Source organism: uncultured Sphingomonas sp. (assembly GCF_913774285.1).
Classification (GTDB): Bacteria; Pseudomonadota; Alphaproteobacteria; order Sphingomonadales; family Sphingomonadaceae; genus Sphingomonas.
The window spans coordinates 18,240-42,811 of the sequence record NZ_CAJYHX010000006.1; the positions used below are offsets into that span (position 1 = coordinate 18,240).

The following is a 24,572-nucleotide window of genomic DNA, read 5'->3' on the forward strand; positions in this document are numbered from 1 at the left end:
GGGTAGGTTGTTGCACCCCTCCACCTTATATCAAGTGCATCGTTGGCAGATTCCTCCGTAGGCGCCATCGACTGAGAGACCGACGCGCTCCCGCTTACCGTACCCGGGAGCCGATCCATGGACATCGACTATATCCGCCGCCGCCACGCGCTTTCACTGACGCTGGCCGCCACCGCGGCGTCGCGCGAAGCCCGCTATGCGCATCGCAGCCTCGCTCGCGCCTATGCCGACCGGATCGAGACAATGGGCCGATCGCAGGTCCTGCTGGCCCCGCAGACTTCGTGATCGCCCGGGGGCGGGGCCGCTCTGGCCGCGCCCCTTTCTCCCGCGCCCCGCGACAAAGAGGAATGCCGATGTCCGATCCGACGACGACCGAAACCACGGCCACGCGCGCGCCGACCCGCAAGCAGTTCCGCAGCAAGTTCGGGATGCCGCGCCCCGCGCCGGAAAGTCTGGAACGGCAGAGCCGCGTCGCGCTGCTCGCCTGGAACTTGCTCGGCGGCGATGCTGCGGTCACCTTTCTCAACAGCCATGACGAGGCGCTGGGCGGGCGGCCGCTCGACCTCGCCGTCGCCAGCCCGGTCGGCTGCGAGGCGGTGGAGCAGGCGATCGCCGCCCGTGCCGAGCGCCGTTGAAGCGCCGCCGTGCTGCTGACCATCCGTCATCGCACCAGCTACCGCTATGCGCGGCCGGTCTGGCTGCAGCCCCACCGGATGATGCTGTGCCCACGCGGCCAGCATGACCTCCGGCTGCTCACGACCGAGCTCCGCTGCGTGCCGCCGGCCGCGATCGACTGGACGCAGGATGTGTTCGGCAACCTGATCGCGACGGCAAGCTTCGCGGAGGCGACCCAGACGCTGACGATCGACAGCCGGATGGTGGTGGATCATTCCGCCGCGGCATGGCCGGTTTTCAGCATCGCGCCGTCCGCGCACCAATTTCCCTTTGCCTATTCCGATGCGGACATCGCCGATCTGGGCGGGATGCGGCTGCCCCATTATCCGCAGGCGGCGAGCCGGGTGGCCGCATGGGTGGCGCAGTTCCGCGGCACCGCGCCGACCGATACGCTGACGCTGCTCAAGATGATCAACACCGCCATCGCGACCAGCCTCGGCTATCGGGTGCGGGAGGAAGAGGGCACCCAGTCGCCGGACGAGACGCTCGACCGAGGCAGCGGATCGTGCCGCGACTTCGCGACGCTGTTCATCGAGGCGGTGCGCCACCTTGGCTTTGGCGCACACGCGGTGTCTGGCTATCTCCAGCCCGACCTGCCGGGAGACCAGCACGGCACCACCCATGCCTGGGCCGAGGTATATCTGCCTTGTGCCGGCTGGATCCCGTTCGATCCCACCCATGGCCGCATGGGCGGGGCGGGCCTGATCCCGGTGGCGGTCGCCGGCAACATCGCCCGGATCCACCCGGTGCGGGGCAGCTATCTCGGCGCGCCCGAAGATTTTCTCGACATGCAGGTCGAGGTGACGGTCGAGACGAGCAGCGCGCCCGACGCTGCCTTTGACGCGTCTCCACGCTGAGATGCGCGACACCCTGGGACGCACCGTCGAACTCGATCGCGCCTATCGGACGTTGTGCCGGGGCGCGCGCTTCGTCGTTGGCCCCATGGGGCAAGGCGCGACGCGGCCGGAGAGCGCCGTGCCGATCAGCCATCAGCATCGGTCGAAATGGATCGGCAACGGCCTGCGCGAACTGCATCGGTTCCTCCATCATCTGCTCGACGCGGTCGCGCACGTCCATGGGCTTGGTGCCGCGCCCGGCCAGCGGAACAGCGCCAACAAGCTGCGCGCGCTGCACGCGGCGCTGGGGCATGGCGGCGTCGATCACGGCCGGCTGCTGGGGCTAGGCGGCACGCGCGCGTGCCTGTTCCACTTGACGGTATCCTGCGCGGCCACGCGATGGCGACGGCGTGCTGGACCGGCCTCGGCAGGTCTGGGACGGCACCGGCGCCCGAAACTGGCACGATGCTCGTCATTCTACCGGCGGACCTGCAGCGCGTAGGCCATTTCTATCGAGGGCTCGCCGACGATCTCGTGCAGCGTCCCTAGTAAATACGTGGTGGATCCCCATATTGATGGTATCGCGGCCAGCCTTGCCTGAGCAAGGCCGCGGCTGAGAGAGAATCCTGCTCCCGCTCTTCGAAGGAGCAGCCCCATGTCTTCTTTCTCCCTGGTTCCGCGGTTCCCCAATGTCGTTCCCTTTATCTATGGCAGCGCGCGCCGCAGGCAGATCCTGTCGATTTTCACGCCGCGGCACGATCCCGCAGGCCCGCCCAGCCCGAAGTCCGCCTGAATGTCGCGCGTCGTCAACATCGACGCGGCCATGCAACAGGTACTCGCGACCTGCGCGCAGCAGCAGGTGCGGATCAGCGCGATCGAGCCGATGTCACCACGCGGCACCCATGTCGTCTTTGCCCGCGCAGAGGATGCCGAGCGAATCCGCCAGCTGTTTCAGGGGCGCCTGCTCGACGGCGCGGTGACGCGCGTCCGGCGGCCCGCACGGCGCATCTGATCGGACGATCAACTGCCGCGCAATTACCCATCGCGAACACCGAGGAGCCACCACGATGCAGCCGACCGCCTTTACCTGCCGCGCGCAGGAAGCCCGCCAGCGTCAGCTGGCGACCGATGCCCCGTTGCCCAATGCCCGTGACGTAGCGTTCATCGCAGCGGCAGCCTGGCAAAAGGAAGCGCTCGCGGCCGAAAAGCGCGAGGCGCGCGAGATCGCCACCCGCCTGCACCGGATCGAAGCGAGTCTCGAACGCACCACGGAGGATCGCGGCTTGAGCGAGAATCCGGATCGCGGTTTTGCCGATCGACCGGTGCTGCACGCGCTGGGGTGATGCCGGGCGGCGCGCGCTTCCGTCACGCGCCGCTTTCGTTCGCCGCCGATAGGTCCCCGGCGTCCGGATCTCGCCCCTGCTGGCGATCGAGCGAACGCATGATCGGCGTCACCGTCAGCCCGTGCAGCAGGATCGAGAAGAGTACCACCAGCCCGATTATGCCCCATAGCCGTTCGGCCTGCGCCACCGCCATGTGGTTCATCCCATAGGCCAGGTAATAGATCGTCCCCACGCCGCGTATGCCGAAAAAGGCCAGCGTCAGCTTCTCGCTGCGATCGGCGCGGTAGCCGAGCAGCCCGGTCCACCCCGCCAACGGCCGCACGACCAGCAGGATCGTCGCCGCAATGCCGATGTCGACCCATCCGACATGCGCCAGCAGGCCGCTGACGAGCGCGCCACCGAACAGGATCAGCAGCGCCATCATCACCAGCCGCTCGAGCTGTTCGATGATCGTGTGCATCTCGTGGTGGAATGCGTGCTCGCGGTGCGTATGGCGGAAGGTCAGCGCGGTCACGAACACCGCCAGGAAGCCGTAGACATGGGCGATCTCGGTCAGGCCGTAGGATACGAACGTCGCCGAAAGCGCGATCAGGCCGTCGCCCGTCTTGGCGAGCTTGGAGTCGGCGCGGACGTGGAATGTGAGCCAGCCAAAGGCGAGACCAACCAGCCATCCGCCGAGGATGCCGCCGCCGATTTCCCACACCACCCGATAGCCCAGCCACGCGCCGAGCCACGGCGCGCCCGACACGGCGCTGGCCGCGAGCAGGATGGCCAGATGGACGAACGGAAAGGCGGCTCCGTCGTTGAGACCGGCTTCCGAGGTTAGGCCGAAGCGGACCTCATCCTCTTCCCCGGTCTTTGGCGGGCCGACCTGGACGTCCGAGGCGAGCACCGGATCGGTGGGCGCGAGGCTCGCCCCCAGCAGCAGCGCCGTCGCCAACGGCAGCCCCACGGCCCAACCGGCAATGCCCGCGATCGCAAGGATGCTGAGCGGCATGGTAATCGCCAGCAGTCGCCAGGTGACCGCCCAGCGCGCCCACCCGAATACCCGGTCGATCTTGAGACCGGCGCCCATCAGCGCGATGATGACGATCAGTTCTGGAAATCGCTCCGTGATGTCCGGATACCGCATGGGCAGCGGCCGCAGCGTTACCTGGGGCAGAAGGAAGATCGTTGCGCCGATGCCCATGCACACGATCGGCAGCGATAGCGGCAATTTGCGGAGTGCGAGCGGCAGCCACGCCACCAGCGCCACCAACAGGCCCGTCCCGGTCAGGACAAGGATATAGGTGGAGGGGAGCAAGCTGGCATGGTCCATCGTTGCTTAACCGGTCGCCGAGCGGATCGGGTGCCGGCGCGTGCGAAAGACGCTGGCACCGCCATGTCTGATCGTTGTTCGGCGGAGCGCATCTCCACGCTCAGGCTTTCTTCCCCTCAGTGCCCCGCCGCTTCCCGTTCGCGCAGCGTGGCCAACTGACCGCTCAACTGGCGCAGCACGCGGGTGCGATGCTGATAGGTGTTATGGCGCTCCCCCACCCGACCGGCGACGAAGTCGCTGGAGAACGCCCTGGTCATGTCCGCAAGCGCGGCCTCAAGCGCATCCGCATCCGATCCGGCTGGCGCGCAGGGGCGCGGGGCAGCTTCGTCGAGCAGGCGTGTCTTTTTCTGGTCGTTGGTCATGCATGTGTCCTCGCCGAGCGGGAGTACGTAGCATCTCTCAGTCGCAGCGACGCTCGTGGCGGGTGCTGCGATAGACTGAATATGGGGACGCCGAAGCGCTATGAATAGATGCGATTGCATCTATCGGCTGTCGTGCTGCGGCGTCAGGCTCAAGCTGGCTGACGATCAGGTACGGAACCGGCACATCCAGCGAAGCATGCAAAGCGTGATTTGCATGCCAACCATTTCGGGCTGGCCATCGAGCCCGATAGCATATCGCTATGGGCGTGGAACGTGGACGACGGTTGGTTATTGAAGGATGGGCGCGGCTTCATGCTGCAGGAGGGCGATGGTCGGCTCCTGACTGGAGCTGCCGTTCAAGATATCTCTCCGGAACGACCGTTTTGTCCCACTGCTCGCCGTTCAGTGGGGCAGTCCGCGTTCCCGTAGAGCGCGATTCATGAACATGAAAAGATGTCCACTTCCAGGAGCCACCAATTGGGCCGCTAGTGACTGGGGATTGGGTCTTGCTATGACGTTGAACCTTTCTCGTGGAATGCAACACAGCCGACATTGTCACCTAGTGGCCTGCAGGATTACCGCGGTGGCTTCGCGCGGCATGTCCCACATCGGAAAATGACCGCTGTGCTCGAACCAGTGCAGCGTCGCGGAGGGGAATGCCGCTATCGCGCGGCCAGCCTGACGGGCCAAGCACAACCGGTCATGCTTGCCCCAGCCGATGATGAGGCGTTGCGTCGGATCGGCCGCTGGGCCTTGCTGCTCGGCGCCATGGGCAAGGTCGCGGACAAGGGCATCGAATGTCGGCGTGTCCGTTATGCCCGTCAGTTCGGTACACACAAATTCGGGCGACAGGGCGGAGGGTTTCGCGGACAGCTGGGCCAACAGCGCCGTGCGCGCCACGGCGCTGCGGCTGATCGCTGGCAGGCGCGATCGCAGGACGCGCAGCAACTGTGCGGAGAGGCCGATTGTGGTGCGGAAGAAAGCACGCTCCCAACCGCGCCAGAACCCCCCAGGATCGAGTGCGACGACATTGCCGACCTTGCCCCTTCGCGCGAGTTCCAGGACGATTCTGGCACCCATCGAGCTGCCCACGACATCGATACCGACAAGGTCGTTCGTCACGAGGTAGCGCTCGACGCTGCCGACCAGACCCTCGAACGAACCGCTGTCCTGTTCGGCCGGCGTCGCACCGTGCCCCGGCAGATCGATGGCGATAACCGATCGTTCTACTGCCAGGCCATCCAGGATCGGCTGCCAGCTACGCCAACTACTGCCTAAGCCATGGATGAGCAGCAGCGGCTTGCCACTGCCACGGGTGATCTGGTGAATATGAAACTCCGTCCTGTTCGCGCAACTCAACGATCGAGCGAGGGGAACGGCGCCGGATATCGGCGTGAACGAATGCCGGTTCTGGAGAAGCGGTCAACCCGGCTGGATGACCGCTTGTGGGTCATTTCATTCGGCGGCTTTCGACGAAACCTGCCGTTAGGCCAGCAGCCTAGGAGTGACAGCAATGTCCCAAATTCAGGCCTGTCGGGCAGGCCACTTTTAGCAAGGGCCCAAAGCACAGACACTAGCCAAAGCTAGGACAGTAGAATGACGTAAGGTGGTATCAACGAACCACGTCGGGCTGGTCGTCTCGATCATAGAGCGCCAAAATCATACGCTCTACGATTCCGTCTTCAGCTTTCCCCCGCCGCCTCTCGTCCGCCGACGAAAGATCGCGACGAACCGCCTCAGGGGTCGAGGCAAGGCTCGCTGTCAAAATGGCGTTGGCCAGAAATGGGTGCATGACCTCCGCTAAGGGTGGCCAGGCGCCGTCGCCCGCAATCGGGCGGCCACGTTGCAGCAGTCCATCGATGCTGGTCATTGGCACGAGCGTAATCGCGCCAACCTTGATCACCTCGATCTCCCCCGCCTTGATCAGCTCGTAGAACTTCGACCGACCGATGCCGGTGATGCGGCACGCGTCAGCAACCCGCAGCGTGATGGGGGACAGATCGGCATTCGGCCGGCGCGGCGTAGGGCGCATGGTATGCTCCTTCATCTGCCCCTCCCCTGTTCTGGGGATTGACGGTTAGCGATGCGGTTGTTCGTGTCCCCCCGGGCGATTGCTCGACCGACAAGCTCAACGAAGGCGTCGTAGCGAAGCCGCCCGAGGCGCTGCGTCTCGGTATCGAAGGCCGGCTGATGTGCCGTAAGGGTGAGCTGGTGGCGGACGAATAGCCCGAGGGCTTCAGTCAGATAGTCGAGCTTCTGCTCCATCCGGTCGGCGGCGCGGTTCTGGCGATCGAGCCGCGTGCCGAAGCGCTGATCAAGTTCATGGCCGGCACGGCGCTCGAACCATGCGGTCAGCGCGTCGGTCAGGATTGCGGTCTTCGACGATCCCGGCTGCGCGGCCATCGCGTCGAGCTTCACCGACAGTTCGTCGGGAAGGTAGAATTGGTGGCGGGTCTTGCGGGTCTGCATGCCGGGCAGAATCCGCCTGTTCGCGCTTCCGTTACAGGTCCTCGCTGGTGACTCCCGGTACCTATCCGGGGCATCTTAGAACCCGCCGATATCCGGACCCGAACGCTGGCGCCCGAATGTCCAGCTGATCGTGCCACCACGATCAACGCCGGTGACGGTTCGGCCGATCTGCTTCTCCAGCACCGGCCGCCACGGCACGAGCGTGAATTCCCGCGATTTCTCGATCACCGCATATTTCGTGGCTCCGACCTGCACCGCCTTGCGATAGGTACCCTCGATCGCGCTGCCGCGATGCTCCGCATAGCCGAGACCCATCTCTTTCGAGAGCTGGCCCGCTACCTGCCGCAGTTCGCGACGGCGGAGCTCGGTCAGCAGATTGGCGCGGAAGCGGACGGTATCGCCGTCGCGCCAGGCGAGGTCTTCCTCGATCAGCCACTGGCGGCGAAGCACCAATGCCTGTCGCACCTGCGCGCCGAAGCCGCCGCCCAGCACTTCCGGTTCTTTCGCGACCTGCTGCTCGTCGAGCCAGGTCACGCCGTTGTGGCAGACCAGCTCCAGGACCGGGCGCTCGGCAAGCGCTTCGATCTCGACCGGCCGGGCGGCAGCCGCCCTTCGCTCGAAGGCCAGCACCTTGTCGAGATGATCGGTGCCGATTTTCCAGCTGCCATCCGGCATGCGCTCTACCTCGCCCCCTCCCCGTCGCAGCGCTTCCAGTCGCCGGACATGGGCTTCGGCGAAACGCTGGTTGGCGCTGGCGTCATGGCGCAGGTGCCGGTCGACGCTGTAGATGCCGCTATTGGCGGCAGCGACGTCGGCCACCGTCCGGTCGACATCACGGATGCCTGCGACGACCGGCGTCACCCGCACAATTTCGGCGCGATCGCTCCCTTCCGAGAGCGACCAGTTGCCCAGTTCGACATAGTGGCTGCGCCCGTCGGTCCCCGCGACGATCAGATAGTGGCGGTCGCGATGCTCATCGGCCAGTCCGGTCGCCACGACACGGCCGACCAGCGGCTTGCCCTCGGCCGGGTCGTAGATCGCATAGTCCTGCGGAGGCACCTCGGGCGCCTGTTCCTTCAGCTGCACGTGCATCGTCGCGATGATGTCGCCTCGGCGGCCCATCGCCCGCAGCGTGGCCTCCAGGTCGTCGGCGAGCCGGAAGCGCCCTTTGCCCTCGTCGGTCGCCAGCCCCATCCGCACCAGCGTGCCGAGGCGCGCCGCACGCAGCCCGTGCTCGACGCTGTCGCCATGCCAGGACGACACCAACCCGTCGGTCTCGCGCGCGACCAGCAGCCTGCGATCGATGCTGGTGAAGCGTTCCTGGCCGACCTCGCGCTGGCGACCCTCAAAAATCTCCCGGTCGGTGCGCGGCCCCAGTTCAAGATTGACCAGCTCCGCTGCCCGTGCCGCCAGCCCGCGGCTGATATATTCGCGGGCGATGATCAGATCTTGGCCGCGATCGTCGATCCCACGCACCAGCACATGGGCATGCGGATGGCCGGTGTTGAAATGGTCGACAGCCACCCAGTCGAGCTTCGTGCCGAGGTCCTGCTCGACCTGCACCATCCAACGCCGCACCAGCGGCTTGAGGTCTTCGTACTGCGCGCCGTCTTCGGGTGCGACGATGAAGCGAAACTGGTGCCGATCACTAGCACCGCGTTCGAGGAACGCCTTGCCGTCGGCGACATCATGGTCAGCGGCATAGAGCGTGCCACGTTCGCCCTCGCGGGTGGTGCCGTCGCGCTGGAGATAGCGAAGGTGCGCGACAGCGCCCTTTGTCCCCTTCCCCGCCAGCTTCACGAAGCGCGCCTTCACGACGACGCGGCGCACGCGAATTCCAGCGAAGCGATCGGATGCCCCAAGCACCCGGCCGACGCCCGAACCGCGCCCGATCCTGCTGCCGTCGAAATACCGGGCGCGCGCGGCCGAAGACCGCGCTGCGCCGCCGGCCAGATTGGTCGCCTTGCGAAGTTGGTGCGCGAACGGGCGATCCGCGCCGACCCGCCCCAACCATAGCTCGAATGGATCCTCGGCCATGACGCTGTCCCATGCTGCAAAGCGCCAGATGAGGGTGCGCCAGCGCAGCCCTTCAAGGGCCTCCATTCGGCGGAGCCGGAAAGCCGCAGAAATGCCGGCATTCCGGCGATCGCGCCTTCCCGATGGAGGCACCGCCATGGCCATGCCTCCATCAAAAACGACGTGCAGACGCCATTTCCGGGGCCGCTTGGAGGCACCGCTTTTATCTTGCCCTCTTAATCAGCCTATCCAACGTCGTCCTCCGGCCCCCATCCCGGCGCGACAAAAAAGCCGGGACACGATGCCGATGTCGCACCGCATCCCGGCATGGATTGGCCAGGCGCTTAGGCATCCGCGAACGCCGCCATGGCCGCGCGTCGGTGCCCGAAGCTGCGCTTGCCCAGCAGCCCGTGCGGGTGTCCGTTGCCATCGACGATCATCACCGCGACGTACCAGCGGCCTGCCAGCCGCCCGACGATCCGGACCCGGTCCAGTTCGACATCCGCCTCGCTGCCCGCGCTCTCGTAGGCCCCGAGCCAGCGCTCCTGGTCGCGCGCTTCCCAGAGGAATTCGGCCTCCTCGGCATCCAGGAACCGATGTGCCAAAGCCTCGCCCGCATCGTGCCCGAACTCGCGCTCCAGCCCCGCAACCAGCGCCGCCATCACGCGATCCTGTGCAGCGCCCGACGCTGCCGAAATCGGTTGTACCATCGCCATGACCGTCTCCTTCGCTTCTGTTCTCCTGATCGAGAACATCGCCTCGAAGACGGGTGGCGGAGCGGCTGTCAGGGCCGCTGGAGCGTCAGCGGAAGCGCCGCGAAGCGGACGTGGGGGGAACCGATTTTCGAAGAAAATTGGGGGGCACCCGCGGGCCTTGAGAGCCGCTTCGCCACCCGTCATGCTCGGACTTTCGAGACGAGCCCCTCCCCCGCCCGCAGTCATGGGATGACCTTTCGGACTGCGAAAAGTGCGCCTTTCGGATCGCCCACCCGCTCACGGGGCAATGCGACGGCACCCTCCAGCCCCACCACGAACAGTCCCGGTCGCGGGGCGGCCTGCCGGCGCGGCAAAGGAACAAGCACGGCCCGGCCGGTGACCGCCGCCAGATAGACAAGGGTCTCACGCGGCAGCGATCGCCTGCCCGCCAGGTACGCCGCATAGGCGCCGGGCCCGGCATTATAGGCGCCGAACAAGCCCGGATAACCGAAGCGGTCATACATCTGCCGCAGGTAGAGGGTGCCCGCCAGGATGTTGTCGCGGGGATCGTCCGGGTTGTTGCCCAGGGCCAGCCGCGCGCGCATCTCCGCCCAGGTGGCCGGCATCAGCTGCATCAGCCCGATGGCGCCCGCCCGGCTGCGGATCGGGCGCCCCCCGAGCGTCGTTCGGCCACCGCTTTCGGCGCGCATCACCCGCTCGATCCACGCCGCCGGGACGCCGAACCGCGCCGATGCTTCCTCGATCAACGGGCGCCACTGCTCCACGGCGCCGGCGCGTGCCGGCGTGGCGAGTGCCAGCAGAACCACAGCATGTAATAGCTTCAGCGCCGCCATAGCAACGTCGCCTTCCCGACCAGCTGGGCGCCCTCGATCGGGCCGAAATAGCGTCCGTCGAACGACGCCGCATTGCCCGGCATCAGCAGGAAGAACTGGCCCTGCCGCAGCCGAATGCAGCCATGCCACCAGGGCAAGGGATGACCTGCGGCATCGGTGCTGCGACGCTCGACGATTGGCCTGCCATTGACCCGGACATGGGCACCGACGGCACAGACCTGGTCGCCCGCGACCGCTACGACCTGCTTCACCAACGGCACATTGGCAGGCAGATAGCGGCGTCGGGCAGCGAGCGTCCGCCACCCGTCCGGCAGCCGCGCGACGACCACGTCGCCGGCCTGGATCGAGGCGCCGGGGTCTACCGCATAGAGCCCGATCGGCGCGCTGGCGCTCGCGTTCCAGAGCAGACGCGGCCTCGGGGGAACGGCGATGGTCAGCGCCAGCAAGCCGATGCCGAGCCCGATCGTGGCGGCCCGCCAGCCCAAGCGGCGCGGAGCATTACCGGGCGCGGGAAGCCGGTCGCCCCAAGCGAGCAGCGGCAGTTCGCCGGGCGATTTCTCACGCCGCGCCATGGCCGTCGCCGCGCACCGACTGGGCGTCCGACCACGCACTCAGGTCGTCGATATGGTACTGGATCAGCTGGCTGTGGCGGCGGAAGGTCGGACCCTTGCCGTCGCGCCGCAACTGCTTGAGCAGTCGGGTCGAGATCTTCAGATAGGCCGCCGCCTGGTCGGTATTGAGGTAGGGCGAGCCGCGCTTGGCGCGGTTCGCCCGCGTGATGTCGTCGTCGATGTCCATCCGCCATTCCCGTCGCGTCGAGCCGGCGGCGGGACTGCCGTCGCTCGCGCCTGGGATGACCGGTGGGAGACACGCTGCGGAGTGTCGGAATCGACCTGCATCGGTTCGACACCCCCCTGCCCCGCAAGGATCGAAGCCCCCCGCGCGGTGCGCGAGGGGCGGCCGATGTCAGCGCGACCAGATGAGCTTGTATTCGCCGTCGTCGCCCTGGGTCAGGGTCGCGTAGATCGGCGCGGGAAAGGACGGATCGTCGAGCTTGAGGCTCAGATATTCCGCGCCGGTCTCGCGCGCCGCCTTGGTCCAGCCCGCGCCGAATTCGACCCCGCCGGCGTTGACGCGGTGGTCGGGTGCCTTGTCGTGATCGCGCTCGACGGGGCGGATGCTCGCCTTGACGCGGAGCGTGAGGGTGCGGATTTCGCCGGTATAGATGCCGTTTTCGCCGCGGGTGAAGCTGCCGATCTGTGCCATGGTGAAGTCTCCTGATGCGTGTCTCGATGCCGCCCCATGCGGCCTCGATGGCAGGCGACCAGGCGATGGGCGGACGACGCGCACCGGAAGGCCGAAGCGCCAGCGAAGGACGGCCAAAGCCGGCTTTCTTGGTCCGCGAGGAGCCCGCCAGGGCGGGGAAGAAAGTCGGCGACGCCGTTGCGCGAACCAGGCCGTCCAGCGCCAGACCTGCCAGCAAGAGAGGCCATGGGGTGGACGCGATCTGCATCGGAAGGCCACCGACGATCGGAAGCGATCCGTGGCGATCGCGCGCATTCGGCATCGCGAATTGCTGGGCTATCGATGGGTCCGATGAGCCATGAATCCGTTCTCGCCGACCTCGCGCTGCGTGCGCCCGACCTGACCGTCATCACGGTCGAACAGAGCACGGCGACCGTCGCCGAGGCCGCGATCGCGCTGGACGTCGTGCCCGGCCAGATCGCCAAGACGCTGGCGCTTCGCGTGGGAGACCAGGCCGCGCTGCTGGTGACGCGCGGCGACACGCGGCTCGACAATCGCAAGACCAAGGCAGCGCTCGGGGGACGACCGCGCATGCTCGATCCTGCCGAAACGCTGGCGGTGACCAGCCATCCGATCGGCGACGTCTGCCCGTTCGGATTGCCGAGCGCGCTCCCGATCTACTGCGATGAGAGCCTCAAGGCGTTCGCGGTCGTCTATCCGGCGGCCGGCTCGCGCAACACGTCGGTCGCGCTGTCGCCGGACCGGCTGGCGGCGCTCGTCGGCGCCGCGTGGATCGATGTCTGCAGCCTTCCCGAGCCTACGGTCGGCTGACCGCATGGCAGACGCAGCTTACGGCACGATTCGCATCGCCGCCGCCCTGATCGACGACGGCGACGGAAGGCTGCTGCTCGTACGGAAGGCGGGGTCGCCATGGTTCATGCAGGCGGGCGGCAAGATCGAGGGTCAGGAAAGCGCCCTGGCCGCGCTTCGGCGCGAACTGGCCGAGGAGATCGGGCTGGCGCTGCGCGCGCGGGATGCAACCTATCTCGGCCGGTTCTCGGCACCCGCCGCCAACGAACCCGACACGATCGTCGAGGCGGAGCTGTTCCACCTCCGCGTGCGGCATGTGCCGATCGTGCAGGCGGAGATCGCGGAAGCGGTCTGGATCGGCATCACGGAGGCCGCCCATTTGCCGCTCGCGCCGCTGACGCGCGATGTCGTGCTGCCGCTGGCGCAGACGCTCTGACCGCGCCAGCGCTCCACGCTTACATCGCACCCGAAAGCGGCTTCAGGAAGAGGCGCTCATAGCTTTCGAAGGGCGGTTCGGCGAAGCGCGCGATGACCTTAACGGCTTCGGGATCTTGCGGCAGCTCGATGCGATAGCGGCGATAGGCCGCGTCGTCGGGAAAGCCGAACAGCGCGACGGCAATGTCGCCCTCACCCTGGCGCCCCTTGCCGGGGAAGCTCATCGTCGTGTCGCTGGGCGCCTCCCGCGGCAGAAAGAAGCCGTAATGGGTTCCGCCGAACCGCTCGATCAGGCGCACCCAGGCGCGACCATAGTCCTCGAATTCGACAAGTCGTTCGGGGTCGAGCCGATACCGCACTTCGCAGACGATCGCGTTGGTTTGCATGCGTCCTGTTCCTCCCAGAAGCCCTACGTAAACATTCGCACCAGACGGCCCACTAGGCAAAAATTGCCGCGTGGCGCGCCTTTGGGCGACGTCACGCGGCCGAAATTTTGGGGTCCGCTGCGGGCGGGCCGAGGCCCGCCCGCCTTCGGTCATGCCGCCTGCTGCAATGGTGCAGGCACGGTGTCGGGATCTGGCTCGGGGGCCTGCGCGGACTCGGCCCCATCACGCCCCCCAAGGGCGTCGTTCCCGCCTCGGTCGGTATAGGCGGACGCCGGAAAGCCCAGCCATCTCGGCACCCAGCGCTCGACCTTTCTACGTCCATCGGCCCCGTCGAGATGATCGCGAATGATGCGCTTCAGGACCTTGGTCTTCTCGGCCGCATTCGCGGCGGCGACCCTCTCGCCCGCCACCTCCGCGACGATGCGGAGGAGGACTTCCCGGTCGCGGATCAGGTCGAAAAAGGCGGTGTCCGCCTCCCACCAGTCGGCCATGTCGACGCCGAGATGGACGCCTAGCGCCGCGACGACGGCGCTGCCGCTCGCCAGCGTCTCGCCCATGACGATGGTCAGGATTTCCATGACGACCGCGCCGGGCAGGTCGACCATCCGCAGGAAGAGCGCGGGCATGCCGCCCTCATGGCCGCTGGCGCCGGTCACGGTCGGTTCGTCGGGCGCAAGGCCGAGCACGGCCAGCACGGCGCGGCGGCGCTCGTCGAACAGCGCCTCGGCGGGGCAGGCCTCAACGCTTTCACGCACGGCGTCGTTGCGCGTCGCCTGCGGGTCGGGCGACACCCGCCAGAGGTGCGAGCCGCTAATGGCATGGGCAACCATCAGCCGCAGCGCGACGCCGGGATGCCCGAGCAGCGCGGCGCGAACGGCGGCATGACGATGCAGGTCGAGATAGGCCTGCATGGTGGACGTGACTTCCGGTCGGGGCGCCCTGGCGGGTTCCGACGCTTCGCCGCGCGCTAGGCGGCGCGCTTCCCGGGCGGGCAAATAGCCCTCGTGGAAGGTCACCTCGCCGCTCACCCGGACATCGACATAGACCCGCCCGCCCTTGCGCTTCTTCTCATACTCCCAGCCATGGAAGTGCTCGGACGGCGGCACGACCACGACATCGTTCCAGCCCTGTTCCAGATAGGCTGCGCGGCGCGCCGCGATCGCCGCATTCTGCGCCGCCCAGAAGGCATCGGGATCGGCAAAATAGCGGTCCTCGCCGAACAGGTCGACGACGATCGCGCCGCCGAACGCATCGAGGTCGAACAGCGCGTAGCGTACGGCGATCGACTGGCCGCCGAACAGCCATGCCTTGAGCTGATGACCGGTCGGGGCATAACCCTCGGGGTCGTCGAACAGCGCCAGCCAGCTAAGCTGCTGGCCCTTGCTGGCAAGCGTCAGGTGCCGGATCGTGGTGCGGTCGATCTTCTCGGCGGCAAAGAGCTGGCGGATGCGCGGCAGCAGGTTGCCGAGCGCCAGCACCCGCGCAACGGTGAGGTCGGGCAGCCCGAAGGTGGCGGCGATGTCGGCCACGTCGCGGCCCTGCCGGACCAGCCGGGTGAAGGTTTCCCACTGCGTCACTTCGTCGGCGTCGAGGCGGGACAGGTTCTCGATCATCGAGGCTTCGATGGCGGCGGCATCGTCGGTGTCGGCGAGGATGCGGCAGGGCAAAGGTTCGGGCTCGCCGGTTTCGGCGGCGACGATCCGCGCGGCATGGAAGCGTCGCGCGCGCGCGACGATCTCGAACTGCCCGGGCTCGGTGGCGGGGCGCACGAGCAGGGTCTGGATGATGCCGCGCTTGCGGACGGTGGGCAGCAGGTCGGCCACGTCGGGGGCCTTCTTGCTGTATCGCATGTTGGTCTTGCTGACGGACAGCTTGTCCTGGTCGATGAATAACAGGGTCATGGTCGTACTCCTTGCGAGCGCCGGTCCGCCGTTCGTTTCGATGCGGCGGACCGGGCTGTCGGGGATGGCGGCGAAGCGCGCCGCCGGCGCCTCAACCGCCATTCGGCGGAAGCTCGGGGTCCGACGCTTGCCCACCGCGCACGGCACGGCGGATCAGCGTCTCTGCCCAGATGATCGACCCGGCGCGCCGCGCCCACTCGGCCCAGTCGGAGAGGGGGACCAGGCCTTCGAAGCCGAGGTCGCGCTCGATGCGGAGGCCGAAGGGAAGCCGGATCGCGGCGATCTCGGAGAGGCTGAAACTACCCAGTTCCGGGCAGCCAAAGCCAAGGTCGGCAAGGCCGAACAGCGTGTCGCCGTCCGCGTCGAGCTCGGTCGCCAGCCAGGTCGCGGCGCCCAGCGGGTTGAACAGCTTGACGAGCGACAGCGGGTCGGGTTCCGGCAGGCCCTCGCGCATGGCGGTCCGGCGGGCACTGTCGTTGGCGCGCAGCGCCTCGCGAAGGTCGGGGGTGAGAAGGATCATGCCGCCGCCCTCCCCGCTTCGCGGGCGGCCCCGGCCTCGCGGTGGCGGGCGAGCAGCCAGTCGGCGGCCTTGCTGGCGGCGCTCGCCGCGCGGAAGATGGCGCGGTGGTCCTCGCGCAGCACCTCCAGCCAGCTGCCGATATAGTCGGCATGGCGCACGGTCGGCACGATGCCGAGGGCGGCGCAGAGGAACGCCGATCCCATCTCGGCGACGAGTTCCTCGCGGGCATAGTCCTTGCTGCCGAAGGCGGTGGTCAGGTCGCGGCCCAGCCGCTTGGCATGACCGGTGGCATGGGTGAGTTCGTGCAGGCAGGTGCGGTAATAGTTGACCTGTTCGAAGAAGGAGGGCTGCGGCGGCACCTGCACGAAATCGTGCGACGGCACGTAGAAGGCGCGATCCCCGCCGACGCGGAACTCGACGCCCGAGGCAGCGATCACTTCCTCGGCGACCGGCACGATCTCGCGCTCGGGCAAGGGCGCGGGGTCGCAAGCGAGCCCTGCGCGCAGCCCCTCGCACTGGGCGACGTTGAAGACGGTGAAGCGCTTGAGGAACGGTACCGCCCTGGCATCGTCACCGTCGCGGGCGGCACGCGCGCGCTCGGCCTCGGGGGTGAAGCGGTCGGCATAGACAACGCACTGTCCGCGCTCGCCCTTGCGGACGCAGCCGCCTGCCTCCAGCGCCTGCCGGAAGGTCAGCCAGGACTGCGAGGGCCAGCCCTGCTCGATGACCGCACCCCAGAGGATCAGGACATTGACCCCGGAGTAGCTGCGGCCGGTCAGCGCGTTGCGCGGCAGGCCGGGTCCGGTCCCGCCGGTCCGGCCCCATGGCTGGACCCAGGGCAGTCGCCCGGCTTCGAGTTCGGCGACGATCCGCGCGGTCACCTCGTCATAGAGATTGGTTCGGGCCGCAGGCTGGCGATCCTCGCAGGCACCGCGCGAGCGGGCAGATCGGCGGGTGGCTTGGCGCATCGGTTCCTCCTCGCCGCCCCAAAAGGCACCATGCCTCCCCGCAAAGGCGGGGGGTAGGCGGCAGCAGCGACCCAGAGACCCGGCGCCAGGGGTCGGGGGCACCGAAGGGCGGAGCGCAGCGGAGCACCCCGGAGCGCGAGCGGAGGGGTTGCCGCCGGCCACGCCGGGCCTAGCCGGGCGCGCCGCCTTCCCCCGCCGCGCCGGGAGAGGCACAAGTACGCCGCCGCGCCGGGAGCGCGGCGACCTCAGCCATTGCAGTGACGTGCAATGGCAGCGACGATCTGCGCCCATCGGCGCCCAATCTCTGGGTTGCCCCAACCTGCGTGATTGTCCGTCGGATCAGATGGGCTAAACCCAAGCGATGCAGCGCTATTTCTTCAACGTGCAGGATCGGCACGGCTATCTGGTCGATCCGGACGGCATCGAACATGCGGATGCCGCCATGGCCCGCCATACCGCCGTTGCCTTCGGCCGGTCGCTGCTGGGGGAAGATCTCGCCCAAGGCTTCATCGACCTGAACGGAAGCATCGAGGTGATGAACGACGCGGGCACCGTCGTGCACCGCGTATCGTTCGCGGAATGCGTCCTGGTCGTCCTGGAACGTACCAGCCTGCTTGAATAGCCCAACGCTCCGCGCAACCGATTCGGTAGGTTGGCACTAACGGGCGCAAACCATGTCGATGTGTTGACTAGGCTGACCGACGCCGTCGGCACGCCAACCAACCGCCCTGTCCCCCCGCTCAGAGGCTGAAGCCTGCCTCGTTTAGCAATGTGGAGATTGTCGTGACGAGTTGGGAGGGAGCGACTAGCTTCTGGACCAGGATGCTTTTGGGAACGCCGTACCCCGCCCAGTCCTCGGGACTCTCGGCCGTCATGTACACTACAGGAAGGGCTGGCTTGAGCTCGCGGGCCTTGCGGGCGACATCCCAGCCACTCGCGCCGAAGCCAAGTCGCACGTCAGTGATCAAACCGACGATGTTTTCGCCGTCGGAACCCAGGATGCGGATTGCCTCATCGCCGCTGCTGGCATCAATGATGTCGAAGCCGCCGTCTTCGAGAGCATCCTGGGCGTTGATGAGCAACATCGGTTCGTCCTCGACCAGAAGAACGAGTATCGCCTGGTTCATCATTCGGGTCCTTGCGTGACCGCGCAGGGGCCGTGACCCGAGAGCGCCGAGGAATTGATCTGGCGGCTCTCCCTGACCAGATCATATCGCGAGATGCGAAACTCGGCGACCAAGTGGTTTCAGTATCAACGGTTTGCTGGGAATGCTCGGCGCGCTTTTTAGTTCCGCGGTCGAAACGTCTCAGCGAGATTGTTGGCCACTTAGGGGCAAGAAGCGTCTCGACCGAGGCCGCACCGCTGCTTCTTCCTTCGAGACTGTCCGCATCTGCGCATGCAAAGGCCCAAGGCTCCAACGTTGATCGGTTGGTGCTTAAGGTTGCTCGCCGTCCCGCGTTGAAAAGGAGGTGGCAATTTGCTACCTACAAAGCTGGAGGTGCGGGATGGCGCAGTCGATCAAGCTCGGCGACGACCTGATGAAGATCGTGCGCCGCGAATCCGAATTGCAGAGCCGGTCGCTGGCCGGGCAGATCGCCCATTGGGTCCGGATCGGGCGCGCGATCGAGAAGTCGGGCAATTTCGACCATGCCCGCATCACCGCAGCCCTTGCCGGCGAGATCGAGACGACCGCGCTCACCGACGAGGAGAAGGACGTCTGGCTCGACGGCTTCGTCGACAAGATGGGCCAGGCGAGCCCCGAGGAAGAGGCATTCTACACCCAGCGTCGCCAGCTTGGCCTCGGCGTCGGGCTCGATGAAGGCGGCAACCTCGTGCGCGAGAAGGCCGGCCGCAAGGCATGAAGCCGACGATGATCGTGCTTGCCGGACCGAACGGCGCCGGCAAGTCGACGCTCTATGCCACGCGCGTCGCGCCGAGCTTCGCGGGACCGTTCATCAACGCCGACCTGATCCAGCGCGACGAACTGCGCGATCCGTCACCTGCTGCTTCCTATGAAGCCGCGCGGATCGCGACGGCGCGGCGTGCCGACCATCTCGCCGGGGCCCGCGACTTCGTCACCGAGACGGTCTTCTCGCACCCGTCAAAGCTCGACCTGATCGACGAAGCCAAGGCAAGCGGCTTCACCGTGGTGCTGATGCATGTCGGGGTGGAGACGCCAGAACTGTCGGTGGCGCGCGTCGGCGCCCGGGTCGAGGAAGGCGGGCATGTCGTCCCCGACGACAAAATCCGCGCGCGCTATGCCCGTGGCGCGCCGCTGATACGAGCCGCTGCGCTCAAAACCGATCGCGCGATGGTGTTCGACAATTCGACGCTCAACCGGCCGCCCCGCCACTGCCTGACCTTCGCGAACGGACGGCTGGTCTTCGCCCTCCCCCAGCTGCCTGCCTGGGTCCGCGCGGTGTACGCGGCGGACCTCCAACTCTAGCGCGCGCCACCAACCCGATCGTCCCGCGAACCAGCGCCGGTGCCGAGCAGCGTGCGCCAGCTGCCGGCAGCCATGCGCGCTGCCTCGTCGGCGCGCCGACGGACGCGCGACAGCAGGAAGTCGGACCGGCCCTTCCATTCCTCGCGGACGAGGGTCTCGCCGTAGAGCGCCGACGCCATCTCTCGATAGGTGGCACCCGCCGCCACCGCGTCGCCGACGCGGAGCGCCTCGATCCTCCGCTCGATCCCCGGTTCGGGCGGGTGGAGTTTCGGAGAGAAGCGGCCGGTGCGCCACAGCTCCAGCATGCGCCGGAGCGTCAGGACATGGGCATCGACCCGTGTCATCCCCGACAGAAGATAGTCGAGCCGCGCAGGTCCTTCCTCGACCAGTGACCCGCCGACCACGTCCAGCCGGATCCGGTGCCATCCGTCGGAAAGCGCGACATGCTCGCGGCCACCGCCGCGGACGATCGTCGCCCACCTCAGCAGACGGGCTAGGTCGATGCCATCGGGGTCCGTCGCCGCGGTCGGCGAGACGCGGACTTCGAGCACGAAGGGATCGAGGTCCGCGTGCCAGAGCAGGCGCGCCGCGGGTGCAGGCCGCCCCGGATCCTCGGCAAAAGCAGAGCCCGAAAGCCCGGGCGTCCGCCTCCGGCACCAGAGACTGATCCGCGACTGCACCAAGGCGCCCGAGCCGGGCAGCCATCGCCGCATAGCCGGGATCGCGGCGCAACCACTCCCAGGCGAGACCGGCGCGATCGATGCCGGCCAGTGCGCGGTACGGCGCGTCGTCGCGCCAGTCGGGTCGCGGGTCAGCCGCCGGCCCCATGGCTGGTACGCAGGACAAATACCGAGCCTGTCAAATGGCTTGCAGGCCACTTCCCCCAAGATAATTTGCGCAGTGCACCAAATGCTAGTATCGATTGCACTTCGATCGGGTCGCGATGCCGACGGGAAAGCGGCGGTCGCGGTGCCGGCTTGGACAAGGCATCGGCGCAGCGGCCTGGGGCGCGTCCAGCATCGGGTGGGTACGCCCCATGGTCATCGCAACCGCGCAGCATTTCGGCCAGGCCGTCCTGGCGGCCACGACGCTCAATGAACTGAACAACCTCCTCCACGCGATCACGCGCGAGATGGGCTTCCAGTATTTTGCCCTGTCGCACCATGTCGACGTGCCGCGGGCGCCGCAGCCTGTGCTCCGGCTGCATAACTATCCCCCCGAGTGGGAAGCCTATTATGATGCCGAGCGCTTCGGCCCCTCGGACCCGGTGCACCGGGCCAGCCACCTCACCAGCGCCGGGTTCTGCTGGTCGATGCTTTCGCAGCTGCTGTCGCTGACCAACCGCGACGAGGATTTCCTCGCCAGGTCTAGGAAGATCGGGCTGATCGACGGCATCACCATTCCGGCGCATCTCCCCGGCGAGGCGGCCGGCTCCTGCTCGTTTGCGGTGAGCTGGGGCAGCACCCCCCGCCCCGAATGGCTGCCGCTCCTCCAGTTCGTCGGGACCACGGCGTTCGAGAGTGCCAGGCGGCTGGTCGGCATGCGGCGGGCGCAGGTAGACCGGCCGCGGCTCAGCGACCGACAGCGCGACTGCCTCTACTGGGCAGCGCAGGGCAAGTCCGACTGGGCAATTGCGAAGATCCTGGGCATCAGTCATGAAACGGCGATCCAGCACCTGAAGGAAGCGCGCGGCCGTTACGGGGTGGGCAACCGGACCCAGCTCGCGATCCACGCAATCTTCGATGGAGCGCTAAGCTTCACCGACGCGCTGCGGCGTTGAAACTCCCCAGCTCTGGGGAATAGCGGCCGACCGAGCCGGGGCGGACGATCGGGCTTCCACAACGAGGGAAGCCGATCATGCAGTTCATTCAGGGCGATGGCGCCTCCGCGGGCGATGCGGCGATGCGCGCGATGTTCGAGGCGCGGAAGCGGGTATTCGTCGACCTGCTCGGCTGGGACCTGCCGGTCCTGGGCGATCGCTATGAGGTGGACCAGTTCGACGACATCCATGCCCGCTACCTGATCCTCACCGACGGCGAGGGGCAGCATCTGGCCTCCGCCCGCCTGCTGCCGACCGAACGCCCGCATCTGCTCGGCCGCTTGTTCGCCGCGCTGTGCGACGTGCCGCCGTCCACCGGCCCCAGCACCTGGGAGATCACCCGCTTCTGCCTCGACCGGCGCCTGCGCGCGGGCGAGCGGCGCAGGTGGCGCGACGTTCTGGTCCACGGCATCGCCCGCTACGCGCTGGACCACGGGATAAGCCGCTACGTCGGCGTCGCCGAACCGGCCTGGCGCGAGCAGATCCTCGCCTTTGGATGGGAAGCGCACGCGCTCGGGCCAGTCGGCACGGTCGGCGGCATGCGCCTCGGCGCGCTGCAGATCGAGATCCGCCCCGACACGCCGGCGCTGCTTGCGGCCAGCGGCATCCAGCCGCAGGTCCCACTCGCCCAAGCGAAGGCGGCATGATCGCGCTCCGGCCACGGGAACTGGCCCGATGAGCCCCGGTGCCACGTTCGAGCGGGTCTATGGTGCGATCAAGCAGATGCTGCTCGACGGCGAGCTGCCGCCCGGTGCCCCGATCGAGCCTGCCATGATCGGCCGCGAGATTGCCGCAAGCATCACGCCGGTGCGCGATGCGCTCCACCGGCTGACCGGCGAGCGGCTGGTCGAGGCGCCCAACCATAATGGCTTCCGTGTGCCGCTGCTCTCCGAAGCAGCGCTGCGCGATCTTTACCAGTGGAATGGGCGGGTGCTCGGCCTGGCTGCGCAAAAGGTTCAGCCCGCATCCGACACCCACCTCCAGCATTCCGGCAGCATCGAGGAGATCACCGCCACGCTCTTCCTCCGCGTCGCGCAGGCAACCGAAAGCGCCGAGCTTGTCGCCACCGTCCGGTCGCTCAACGATCGACTCATGGTGGTGCGGCGCGCGGAGGTCGCTACCCTGCCCGCCATCGCAGACGAAATCGCGGGCCTGGAATCCGTCATCGACGCTGGTGACCGGGTCGCATTGGCGGCTGCGCTGACGCGCTATCATCGCCGCAGGATTGCGGCGGTGACGGGCACCGTCGGGCATCTGATGCGCCCCATCCGAAGATAGACGCGCCGCGCCCTCTCAACGCAAGCGTCAGGCGGCGGCGCTGCGCTCCAAGGCCGCGATCCGCTCCTCGCAGATCACCTGGACGGCACGACCCAGCACCTCGACGCGCTCCCCGAGCCAGGCAAGCTCTTCGTCGCTGATCCGATAGTGCTTGGAATAGCGCGCCTTCACATAGGCTTCCTTGAGCTTCTCGAAGCGACCGCGATCGGCACGGCTGTCGCGCGGCCATGCATCGACGAGGCGCGGATCGATCCGCTCGGCCTGGGTGCGCAGGAAGCCGAGATTGTGAACGTGCGGCGTATAGAAGGTGCAGACGAGCAGAACGCAGTGATATAGCCGCTCTGCCGTCTGATGCATCAGGAAGGCGGCATCCTTCAGTCTGCCCTGCGCTTGGCTGAACTGCGCCGTTTCCAACATGCCAGCCGCGGCGGGAAACCACTCCCCGAAATACTCGCGCGCCATCGCCAGCGCCTGCTGCGGCGTCTTGGGCTTGGGCTCGTGCAGCCCGGTGCTGTCGCTCTGGTAGAGCGCGATGCCGTCGCGGGCGACATCCATGAAGAAATAGCGGCCATGGGCGAGGCCGTCATTCACTTCCTGCAGCGTGTGGACGATGAAGTTGACCGGGGTGCGCAGGGTCCGGGTAACGGCGAGTTCGCGGTTGAGCCGTTCCTCGGCATTGGCCCAGAACTCGACGCGGTCGGTCAGCTTGTCGTGATTGACGATGACCAGCAGGTCGAAGTCGGACTGGTAGCCCTTGGCGGTGTGCGGCTCATCGACCCAGCCGCCGCGCGCATAGCTGCCATAGAGGATGACCGTGAGGATGCGCGCGTGGCGCTTCCAGTCGACCGTCGCGGTGGCGGTCGCGTCGCCGAATTCCTCGAACAGGATCTGCACCACGCGCTCGAGCTCGCGTTGCTTCGCCGCCGGCAGGTGATCGAGATCGGTGCGCATCAGCCAGACCCTAGCCAGCGTGCCAGGCGATGCAACAGCGCGCGACGCGCTTTGCCGCCGAAACCAACGGGATCGCGCAGATATCGTGCATCGCGAAGGGATCGATCGACCGCGACGATGGCTTCCCCGAGGAGGTGCTCGACCTGCGCCGCACTGATGCCGAGCCGCGCGCTGACCTCCGGATAGGCGAGCCCCTCCACGGCGCAAAGCTGGAACACCGCGCGCTGGTCCTCGGGTAAAGCGGCGACCGCGCGCTGCATCGCTGCTCTTTTCTCCTGCCGGTCGATGGACATGATCCTGCTCCGCTGCGCCGACCCGACGGGGCCGGTCGGCGGCGCGACCAGCGGGCGCGATCCAGCGGTGGCCCGCACCGCAGGGCGAAGCGCCAGCGAAGCACCCGGCCTCGGCCGGGTTGCGGGACGCCCGCGCCGCGCCCGACATGCGGCGTCCGGCCCCGAGGGCGGCGGACGGCCAGGCAAATCAGTCGCTTGCCGGGAGAGTTGCACAGCCGCGCGAAGTACCGCAGACTGCACACGCAGCGCGGTCCAGGCCGGCAGCCCGCTGTGGAGTTCGACCGCCAGGCATCACACGCATTCGACCAGCGCGGTCGGCTGTATCCCCGAGGCATCTGCCCGGCACGAGATGGGTTCTCGTGCGATCCCCTTCCCCTGCCCGCGCCCTGCGCGGCGGCTTCGCCTAGGCCTGCGCATGCGGCGACCGGAGCAGGATCCTCGCGCGGCGCCCCACGGGGACGGCCATGCCGAGCTGCGCATCGACGCGCTCTACCGCGAGCAGGCACCGCGCTTGCGGCGTTGGCTCGATGCACGCCTGCGCTCGAGCGAGGACGCCCATGATGTCGTGCAGGATGCCTTTGCCCGGCTGCTCGGGTCGGGCGCCCGCGAGGGGCTGCGCCAGCCTGAGGCATTCCTCAACCGGATCGTGCGCAACCTGCTGATCGACCGGTCACGGCGGATTGCGAACCGCATGGCGCATGTGCCGATCGACGCGGCGAACGAACCCGAGACGCGTGCTACCCAGGAGGATGCGATCCAGCTCGACCAGATGCGCATACGCTACCGGGCGGCGGTGGACGCGCTGCCGCCGCGGACGCGCGAGGTGTTCCTGCTCCACCGAATGGAGGGGCTCGGCTACAAGGACATCGCGACTCAGCTCGGCATCAGCATCCGCACCGTCGAATGGCATGTCGGCGAGGCGCTGGTGCGGATCGGCAAGGAGCTGTGACA

The 24,572-nt window shown here is 67.5% G+C and carries 34 protein-coding genes and 1 pseudogene; 15 read left to right on the forward strand and 20 right to left on the reverse strand.

Annotated elements, in window-relative coordinates:
* The first annotated feature begins 117 nt into the window (after window positions 1-117).
* The 6 genes from QZ670_RS01810 (at window position 118) to QZ670_RS01835 (ending at window position 2,854) form a co-directional block, all read left to right on the forward strand.
* A complete protein-coding gene (locus tag QZ670_RS01810; RefSeq protein WP_294251253.1) occupies window positions 118-285 on the forward strand; it encodes a hypothetical protein in 168 nt (55 codons plus the stop codon).
* A 68-nt stretch (window positions 286-353) separates the two neighbouring features.
* Window positions 354-635, forward strand: coding sequence for a hypothetical protein (locus QZ670_RS01815; RefSeq protein WP_294251256.1), 282 nt, complete (start codon window positions 354-356; stop codon window positions 633-635).
* Between the two features lie 9 nt (window positions 636-644).
* The gene (locus tag QZ670_RS01820; RefSeq protein WP_294251259.1) at window positions 645-1,532 is read left to right on the forward strand and encodes a transglutaminase family protein; all 888 of its coding nucleotides are present in this window, start codon (window positions 645-647) and stop codon (window positions 1,530-1,532) included.
* A 1-nt stretch (window position 1,533) separates the two neighbouring features.
* Window positions 1,534-2,013, forward strand: coding sequence for a hypothetical protein (locus QZ670_RS01825; RefSeq protein WP_294251261.1), 480 nt, complete (start codon window positions 1,534-1,536; stop codon window positions 2,011-2,013).
* A 321-nt stretch (window positions 2,014-2,334) separates the two neighbouring features.
* Window positions 2,335-2,523: a hypothetical protein gene (locus QZ670_RS01830; RefSeq protein ID WP_294251264.1), complete on the forward strand. Its 189-nt coding sequence runs from the start codon at window positions 2,335-2,337 to the stop codon at window positions 2,521-2,523.
* Window positions 2,524-2,578: 55 nt separating this feature from the next.
* Window positions 2,579-2,854 carry a hypothetical protein gene (locus QZ670_RS01835; RefSeq protein WP_294251269.1) on the forward strand — a complete coding sequence of 92 codons (276 nt, stop codon included), beginning with the start codon at window positions 2,579-2,581 and terminating at the stop codon, window positions 2,852-2,854.
* A gap of 22 nt (window positions 2,855-2,876) precedes the next feature.
* On the opposite strand, the gene QZ670_RS01840 is transcribed toward QZ670_RS01835, so the two are convergent.
* From QZ670_RS01840 to QZ670_RS01890, 11 genes are all read right to left on the reverse strand, one after another.
* Window positions 2,877-4,172, reverse strand: coding sequence for a cation:proton antiporter (locus QZ670_RS01840; RefSeq protein WP_294251272.1), 1,296 nt, complete (start codon window positions 4,170-4,172; stop codon window positions 2,877-2,879).
* 116 nt (window positions 4,173-4,288) lie between these two features.
* Window positions 4,289-4,534 (reverse strand): hypothetical protein, encoded by a 246-nt coding sequence (locus QZ670_RS01845; RefSeq protein ID WP_294251274.1) that lies wholly within the window; start codon window positions 4,532-4,534, stop codon window positions 4,289-4,291.
* 555 nt (window positions 4,535-5,089) lie between these two features.
* Window positions 5,090-5,893 carry an alpha/beta fold hydrolase gene (locus QZ670_RS01850; RefSeq protein ID WP_294251276.1) on the reverse strand — a complete coding sequence of 268 codons (804 nt, stop codon included), beginning with the start codon at window positions 5,891-5,893 and terminating at the stop codon, window positions 5,090-5,092.
* A 253-nt stretch (window positions 5,894-6,146) separates the two neighbouring features.
* Window positions 6,147-6,581, reverse strand: coding sequence for a helix-turn-helix domain-containing protein (locus QZ670_RS01855; RefSeq protein WP_294251279.1), 435 nt, complete (start codon window positions 6,579-6,581; stop codon window positions 6,147-6,149).
* Entirely contained in the window at window positions 6,578-7,003 is a 426-nt protein-coding gene (locus QZ670_RS01860; protein ID WP_294251282.1) for a CopG family transcriptional regulator, read from the reverse strand. The genes QZ670_RS01855 and QZ670_RS01860 overlap by 4 nt, the downstream gene beginning before the upstream one ends.
* Window positions 7,004-7,078: 75 nt before the next feature.
* Window positions 7,079-9,106, reverse strand: a complete 2,028-nt coding sequence (rlxS, locus tag QZ670_RS01865; RefSeq protein ID WP_365894590.1) for a relaxase/mobilization nuclease RlxS — start codon at window positions 9,104-9,106, stop codon at window positions 7,079-7,081.
* A 257-nt stretch (window positions 9,107-9,363) separates the two neighbouring features.
* Complete coding sequence (locus QZ670_RS01870; protein WP_294251285.1) at window positions 9,364-9,735, reverse strand: hypothetical protein; 372 nt, start codon at window positions 9,733-9,735, stop codon at window positions 9,364-9,366.
* A 221-nt stretch (window positions 9,736-9,956) separates the two neighbouring features.
* Window positions 9,957-10,568 carry a lytic transglycosylase domain-containing protein gene (locus QZ670_RS01875; protein ID WP_294251290.1) on the reverse strand — a complete coding sequence of 204 codons (612 nt, stop codon included), beginning with the start codon at window positions 10,566-10,568 and terminating at the stop codon, window positions 9,957-9,959.
* Window positions 10,556-11,140, reverse strand: coding sequence for a S26 family signal peptidase (locus tag QZ670_RS01880; RefSeq protein ID WP_294251295.1), 585 nt, complete (start codon window positions 11,138-11,140; stop codon window positions 10,556-10,558). The genes QZ670_RS01875 and QZ670_RS01880 overlap by 13 nt, the downstream gene beginning before the upstream one ends.
* A complete protein-coding gene (locus tag QZ670_RS01885) occupies window positions 11,127-11,366 on the reverse strand; it encodes a helix-turn-helix domain-containing protein (RefSeq protein WP_294251298.1) in 240 nt (79 codons plus the stop codon). The genes QZ670_RS01880 and QZ670_RS01885 overlap by 14 nt, the downstream gene beginning before the upstream one ends.
* 168 nt (window positions 11,367-11,534) lie before the next feature.
* Window positions 11,535-11,834 carry a DUF736 domain-containing protein gene (locus QZ670_RS01890; RefSeq protein WP_066725667.1) on the reverse strand — a complete coding sequence of 100 codons (300 nt, stop codon included), beginning with the start codon at window positions 11,832-11,834 and terminating at the stop codon, window positions 11,535-11,537.
* 330 nt (window positions 11,835-12,164) lie between these two features.
* On the opposite strand from QZ670_RS01890, the gene QZ670_RS01895 reads away from it, so the two are divergent.
* A complete protein-coding gene (locus tag QZ670_RS01895; protein WP_294251309.1) occupies window positions 12,165-12,644 on the forward strand; it encodes a YbaK/EbsC family protein in 480 nt (159 codons plus the stop codon).
* A 4-nt stretch (window positions 12,645-12,648) separates the two neighbouring features.
* On the forward strand, window positions 12,649-13,059 hold the full coding sequence (locus QZ670_RS01900) for an NUDIX domain-containing protein (protein ID WP_294251311.1): 411 nt from the start codon (window positions 12,649-12,651) through the stop codon (window positions 13,057-13,059).
* Between the two features lie 19 nt (window positions 13,060-13,078).
* Here the strand turns inward: QZ670_RS01900 and QZ670_RS01905 are convergent, their stop codons facing one another.
* The 4 genes from QZ670_RS01905 to QZ670_RS01920 form a co-directional block, all read right to left on the reverse strand.
* Complete coding sequence (locus QZ670_RS01905; protein WP_294251314.1) at window positions 13,079-13,444, reverse strand: NIPSNAP family protein; 366 nt, start codon at window positions 13,442-13,444, stop codon at window positions 13,079-13,081.
* Between the two features lie 149 nt (window positions 13,445-13,593).
* On the reverse strand, window positions 13,594-15,345 hold the full coding sequence (locus QZ670_RS01910; RefSeq protein WP_294251318.1) for a ParB N-terminal domain-containing protein: 1,752 nt from the start codon (window positions 15,343-15,345) through the stop codon (window positions 13,594-13,596).
* Between the two features lie 91 nt (window positions 15,346-15,436).
* The gene (locus QZ670_RS01915) at window positions 15,437-15,865 is read right to left on the reverse strand and encodes a DUF2958 domain-containing protein (protein ID WP_294251322.1); all 429 of its coding nucleotides are present in this window, start codon (window positions 15,863-15,865) and stop codon (window positions 15,437-15,439) included.
* Complete coding sequence (locus QZ670_RS01920) at window positions 15,862-16,833, reverse strand: zincin-like metallopeptidase domain-containing protein (RefSeq protein WP_294251327.1); 972 nt, start codon at window positions 16,831-16,833, stop codon at window positions 15,862-15,864. Before QZ670_RS01920 ends, QZ670_RS01915 begins: the two co-directional genes overlap by 4 nt.
* Window positions 16,834-17,194: 361 nt before the next feature.
* On the opposite strand from QZ670_RS01920, the gene QZ670_RS01925 reads away from it, so the two are divergent.
* Complete coding sequence (locus QZ670_RS01925) at window positions 17,195-17,455, forward strand: hypothetical protein (RefSeq protein ID WP_294251330.1); 261 nt, start codon at window positions 17,195-17,197, stop codon at window positions 17,453-17,455.
* A 118-nt stretch (window positions 17,456-17,573) separates the two neighbouring features.
* Here the strand turns inward: QZ670_RS01925 and QZ670_RS01930 are convergent, their stop codons facing one another.
* Entirely contained in the window at window positions 17,574-17,963 is a 390-nt protein-coding gene (locus tag QZ670_RS01930; protein ID WP_294251332.1) for a response regulator, read from the reverse strand.
* A 376-nt stretch (window positions 17,964-18,339) separates the two neighbouring features.
* Between QZ670_RS01930 and QZ670_RS01935 the strand changes: the two genes are divergently transcribed.
* Together QZ670_RS01935 and QZ670_RS01940 are read left to right on the forward strand one after the other, a co-directional pair.
* A complete protein-coding gene (locus QZ670_RS01935; protein WP_294251335.1) occupies window positions 18,340-18,696 on the forward strand; it encodes a ParD-like family protein in 357 nt (118 codons plus the stop codon).
* Window positions 18,693-19,280: a zeta toxin family protein gene (locus tag QZ670_RS01940; RefSeq protein ID WP_294251338.1), complete on the forward strand. Its 588-nt coding sequence runs from the start codon at window positions 18,693-18,695 to the stop codon at window positions 19,278-19,280. Before QZ670_RS01935 ends, QZ670_RS01940 begins: the two co-directional genes overlap by 4 nt.
* Here QZ670_RS01940 and QZ670_RS01945 read toward each other — a convergent pair.
* Both QZ670_RS01945 and QZ670_RS20065 read right to left on the reverse strand, forming a co-directional pair.
* Window positions 19,277-19,993: a DUF2285 domain-containing protein gene (locus QZ670_RS01945; protein ID WP_294251341.1), complete on the reverse strand. Its 717-nt coding sequence runs from the start codon at window positions 19,991-19,993 to the stop codon at window positions 19,277-19,279. The genes QZ670_RS01940 and QZ670_RS01945 overlap by 4 nt on opposite strands.
* A pseudogene (locus QZ670_RS20065) lies at window positions 19,947-20,108 on the reverse strand (DUF6499 domain-containing protein); the annotation flags it as partial. The gene QZ670_RS01945 and the pseudogene QZ670_RS20065, both read right to left, overlap by 47 nt.
* A 208-nt stretch (window positions 20,109-20,316) precedes the next feature.
* Between QZ670_RS20065 and QZ670_RS01950 the strand changes: the two are divergent.
* The 3 genes from QZ670_RS01950 (at window position 20,317) to QZ670_RS01960 (ending at window position 22,377) form a co-directional block, all read left to right on the forward strand.
* On the forward strand, window positions 20,317-21,060 hold the full coding sequence (locus tag QZ670_RS01950) for a LuxR family transcriptional regulator (protein ID WP_294251343.1): 744 nt from the start codon (window positions 20,317-20,319) through the stop codon (window positions 21,058-21,060).
* A 77-nt stretch (window positions 21,061-21,137) separates the two neighbouring features.
* Window positions 21,138-21,746: an acyl-homoserine-lactone synthase gene (locus tag QZ670_RS01955; RefSeq protein WP_294251345.1), complete on the forward strand. Its 609-nt coding sequence runs from the start codon at window positions 21,138-21,140 to the stop codon at window positions 21,744-21,746.
* 28 nt (window positions 21,747-21,774) lie between these two features.
* Window positions 21,775-22,377, forward strand: coding sequence for a GntR family transcriptional regulator (locus tag QZ670_RS01960; protein WP_294251348.1), 603 nt, complete (start codon window positions 21,775-21,777; stop codon window positions 22,375-22,377).
* A 27-nt stretch (window positions 22,378-22,404) separates the two neighbouring features.
* Here the strand turns inward: QZ670_RS01960 and QZ670_RS01965 are convergent, their stop codons facing one another.
* Both QZ670_RS01965 and QZ670_RS01970 read right to left on the reverse strand, forming a co-directional pair.
* A complete protein-coding gene (locus tag QZ670_RS01965; RefSeq protein WP_294251350.1) occupies window positions 22,405-23,328 on the reverse strand; it encodes a HEPN domain-containing protein in 924 nt (307 codons plus the stop codon).
* Entirely contained in the window at window positions 23,328-23,621 is a 294-nt protein-coding gene (locus QZ670_RS01970) for a sigma factor-like helix-turn-helix DNA-binding protein (RefSeq protein ID WP_294251353.1), read from the reverse strand. The genes QZ670_RS01965 and QZ670_RS01970 overlap by 1 nt, the downstream gene beginning before the upstream one ends.
* 415 nt (window positions 23,622-24,036) lie before the next feature.
* On the opposite strand from QZ670_RS01970, the gene QZ670_RS01975 reads away from it, so the two are divergent.
* A complete protein-coding gene (locus tag QZ670_RS01975) occupies window positions 24,037-24,570 on the forward strand; it encodes a sigma-70 family RNA polymerase sigma factor (RefSeq protein ID WP_294251356.1) in 534 nt (177 codons plus the stop codon).
* Window positions 24,571-24,572: the final 2 nt, after the last annotated feature.

Bases quoted from the DNA above. Each gene is read 5' to 3' on its own strand.
- QZ670_RS01855 (WP_294251279.1), bottom strand. From the start codon at position 6,581: ATGAAGGAGCATACCATGCGCCCTACGCCGCGCCGGCCGAATGCCGAT.
- QZ670_RS01945 (WP_294251341.1), bottom strand. From the start codon at position 19,993: ATGCGGCGATGGCTGCCCGGCTCGGGCGCCTTGGTGCAGTCGCGGATC.
- QZ670_RS01940 (WP_294251338.1), top strand. From the start codon at position 18,693: ATGAAGCCGACGATGATCGTGCTTGCCGGACCGAACGGCGCCGGCAAG.
- QZ670_RS01810 (WP_294251253.1), top strand. From the start codon at position 118: ATGGACATCGACTATATCCGCCGCCGCCACGCGCTTTCACTGACGCTG.
- QZ670_RS01965 (WP_294251350.1), bottom strand. From the start codon at position 23,328: ATGCGCACCGATCTCGATCACCTGCCGGCGGCGAAGCAACGCGAGCTC.
- QZ670_RS01870 (WP_294251285.1), bottom strand. From the start codon at position 9,735: ATGGCGATGGTACAACCGATTTCGGCAGCGTCGGGCGCTGCACAGGAT.
- QZ670_RS01880 (WP_294251295.1), bottom strand. From the start codon at position 11,140: ATGGCGCGGCGTGAGAAATCGCCCGGCGAACTGCCGCTGCTCGCTTGG.
- QZ670_RS01960 (WP_294251348.1), top strand. From the start codon at position 21,775: ATGAGCCCCGGTGCCACGTTCGAGCGGGTCTATGGTGCGATCAAGCAG.
- QZ670_RS01970 (WP_294251353.1), bottom strand. From the start codon at position 23,621: ATGTCCATCGACCGGCAGGAGAAAAGAGCAGCGATGCAGCGCGCGGTC.
- QZ670_RS01975 (WP_294251356.1), top strand. From the start codon at position 24,037: ATGCGGCGACCGGAGCAGGATCCTCGCGCGGCGCCCCACGGGGACGGC.
- QZ670_RS01830 (WP_294251264.1), top strand. From the start codon at position 2,335: ATGCAACAGGTACTCGCGACCTGCGCGCAGCAGCAGGTGCGGATCAGC.
- QZ670_RS01925 (WP_294251330.1), top strand. From the start codon at position 17,195: ATGCAGCGCTATTTCTTCAACGTGCAGGATCGGCACGGCTATCTGGTC.
- QZ670_RS01935 (WP_294251335.1), top strand. From the start codon at position 18,340: ATGGCGCAGTCGATCAAGCTCGGCGACGACCTGATGAAGATCGTGCGC.
- QZ670_RS01890 (WP_066725667.1), bottom strand. From the start codon at position 11,834: ATGGCACAGATCGGCAGCTTCACCCGCGGCGAAAACGGCATCTATACC.
- QZ670_RS01900 (WP_294251311.1), top strand. From the start codon at position 12,649: ATGGCAGACGCAGCTTACGGCACGATTCGCATCGCCGCCGCCCTGATC.
- rlxS (WP_365894590.1), bottom strand. From the start codon at position 9,106: ATGGAGGCCCTTGAAGGGCTGCGCTGGCGCACCCTCATCTGGCGCTTT.
- QZ670_RS01825 (WP_294251261.1), top strand. From the start codon at position 1,534: ATGCGCGACACCCTGGGACGCACCGTCGAACTCGATCGCGCCTATCGG.
- QZ670_RS01955 (WP_294251345.1), top strand. From the start codon at position 21,138: ATGCAGTTCATTCAGGGCGATGGCGCCTCCGCGGGCGATGCGGCGATG.
- QZ670_RS01915 (WP_294251322.1), bottom strand. From the start codon at position 15,865: ATGATCCTTCTCACCCCCGACCTTCGCGAGGCGCTGCGCGCCAACGAC.
- QZ670_RS01840 (WP_294251272.1), bottom strand. From the start codon at position 4,172: ATGGACCATGCCAGCTTGCTCCCCTCCACCTATATCCTTGTCCTGACC.
- QZ670_RS01910 (WP_294251318.1), bottom strand. From the start codon at position 15,345: ATGACCCTGTTATTCATCGACCAGGACAAGCTGTCCGTCAGCAAGACC.
- QZ670_RS01845 (WP_294251274.1), bottom strand. From the start codon at position 4,534: ATGACCAACGACCAGAAAAAGACACGCCTGCTCGACGAAGCTGCCCCG.
- QZ670_RS01885 (WP_294251298.1), bottom strand. From the start codon at position 11,366: ATGGACATCGACGACGACATCACGCGGGCGAACCGCGCCAAGCGCGGC.
- QZ670_RS01875 (WP_294251290.1), bottom strand. From the start codon at position 10,568: ATGGCGGCGCTGAAGCTATTACATGCTGTGGTTCTGCTGGCACTCGCC.
- QZ670_RS01930 (WP_294251332.1), bottom strand. From the start codon at position 17,963: ATGATGAACCAGGCGATACTCGTTCTTCTGGTCGAGGACGAACCGATG.
- QZ670_RS01920 (WP_294251327.1), bottom strand. From the start codon at position 16,833: ATGCGCCAAGCCACCCGCCGATCTGCCCGCTCGCGCGGTGCCTGCGAG.
- QZ670_RS01905 (WP_294251314.1), bottom strand. From the start codon at position 13,444: ATGCAAACCAACGCGATCGTCTGCGAAGTGCGGTATCGGCTCGACCCC.
- QZ670_RS01835 (WP_294251269.1), top strand. From the start codon at position 2,579: ATGCAGCCGACCGCCTTTACCTGCCGCGCGCAGGAAGCCCGCCAGCGT.
- QZ670_RS01860 (WP_294251282.1), bottom strand. From the start codon at position 7,003: ATGCAGACCCGCAAGACCCGCCACCAATTCTACCTTCCCGACGAACTG.
- QZ670_RS01895 (WP_294251309.1), top strand. From the start codon at position 12,165: ATGAGCCATGAATCCGTTCTCGCCGACCTCGCGCTGCGTGCGCCCGAC.
- QZ670_RS01815 (WP_294251256.1), top strand. From the start codon at position 354: ATGTCCGATCCGACGACGACCGAAACCACGGCCACGCGCGCGCCGACC.
- QZ670_RS01950 (WP_294251343.1), top strand. From the start codon at position 20,317: ATGGTCATCGCAACCGCGCAGCATTTCGGCCAGGCCGTCCTGGCGGCC.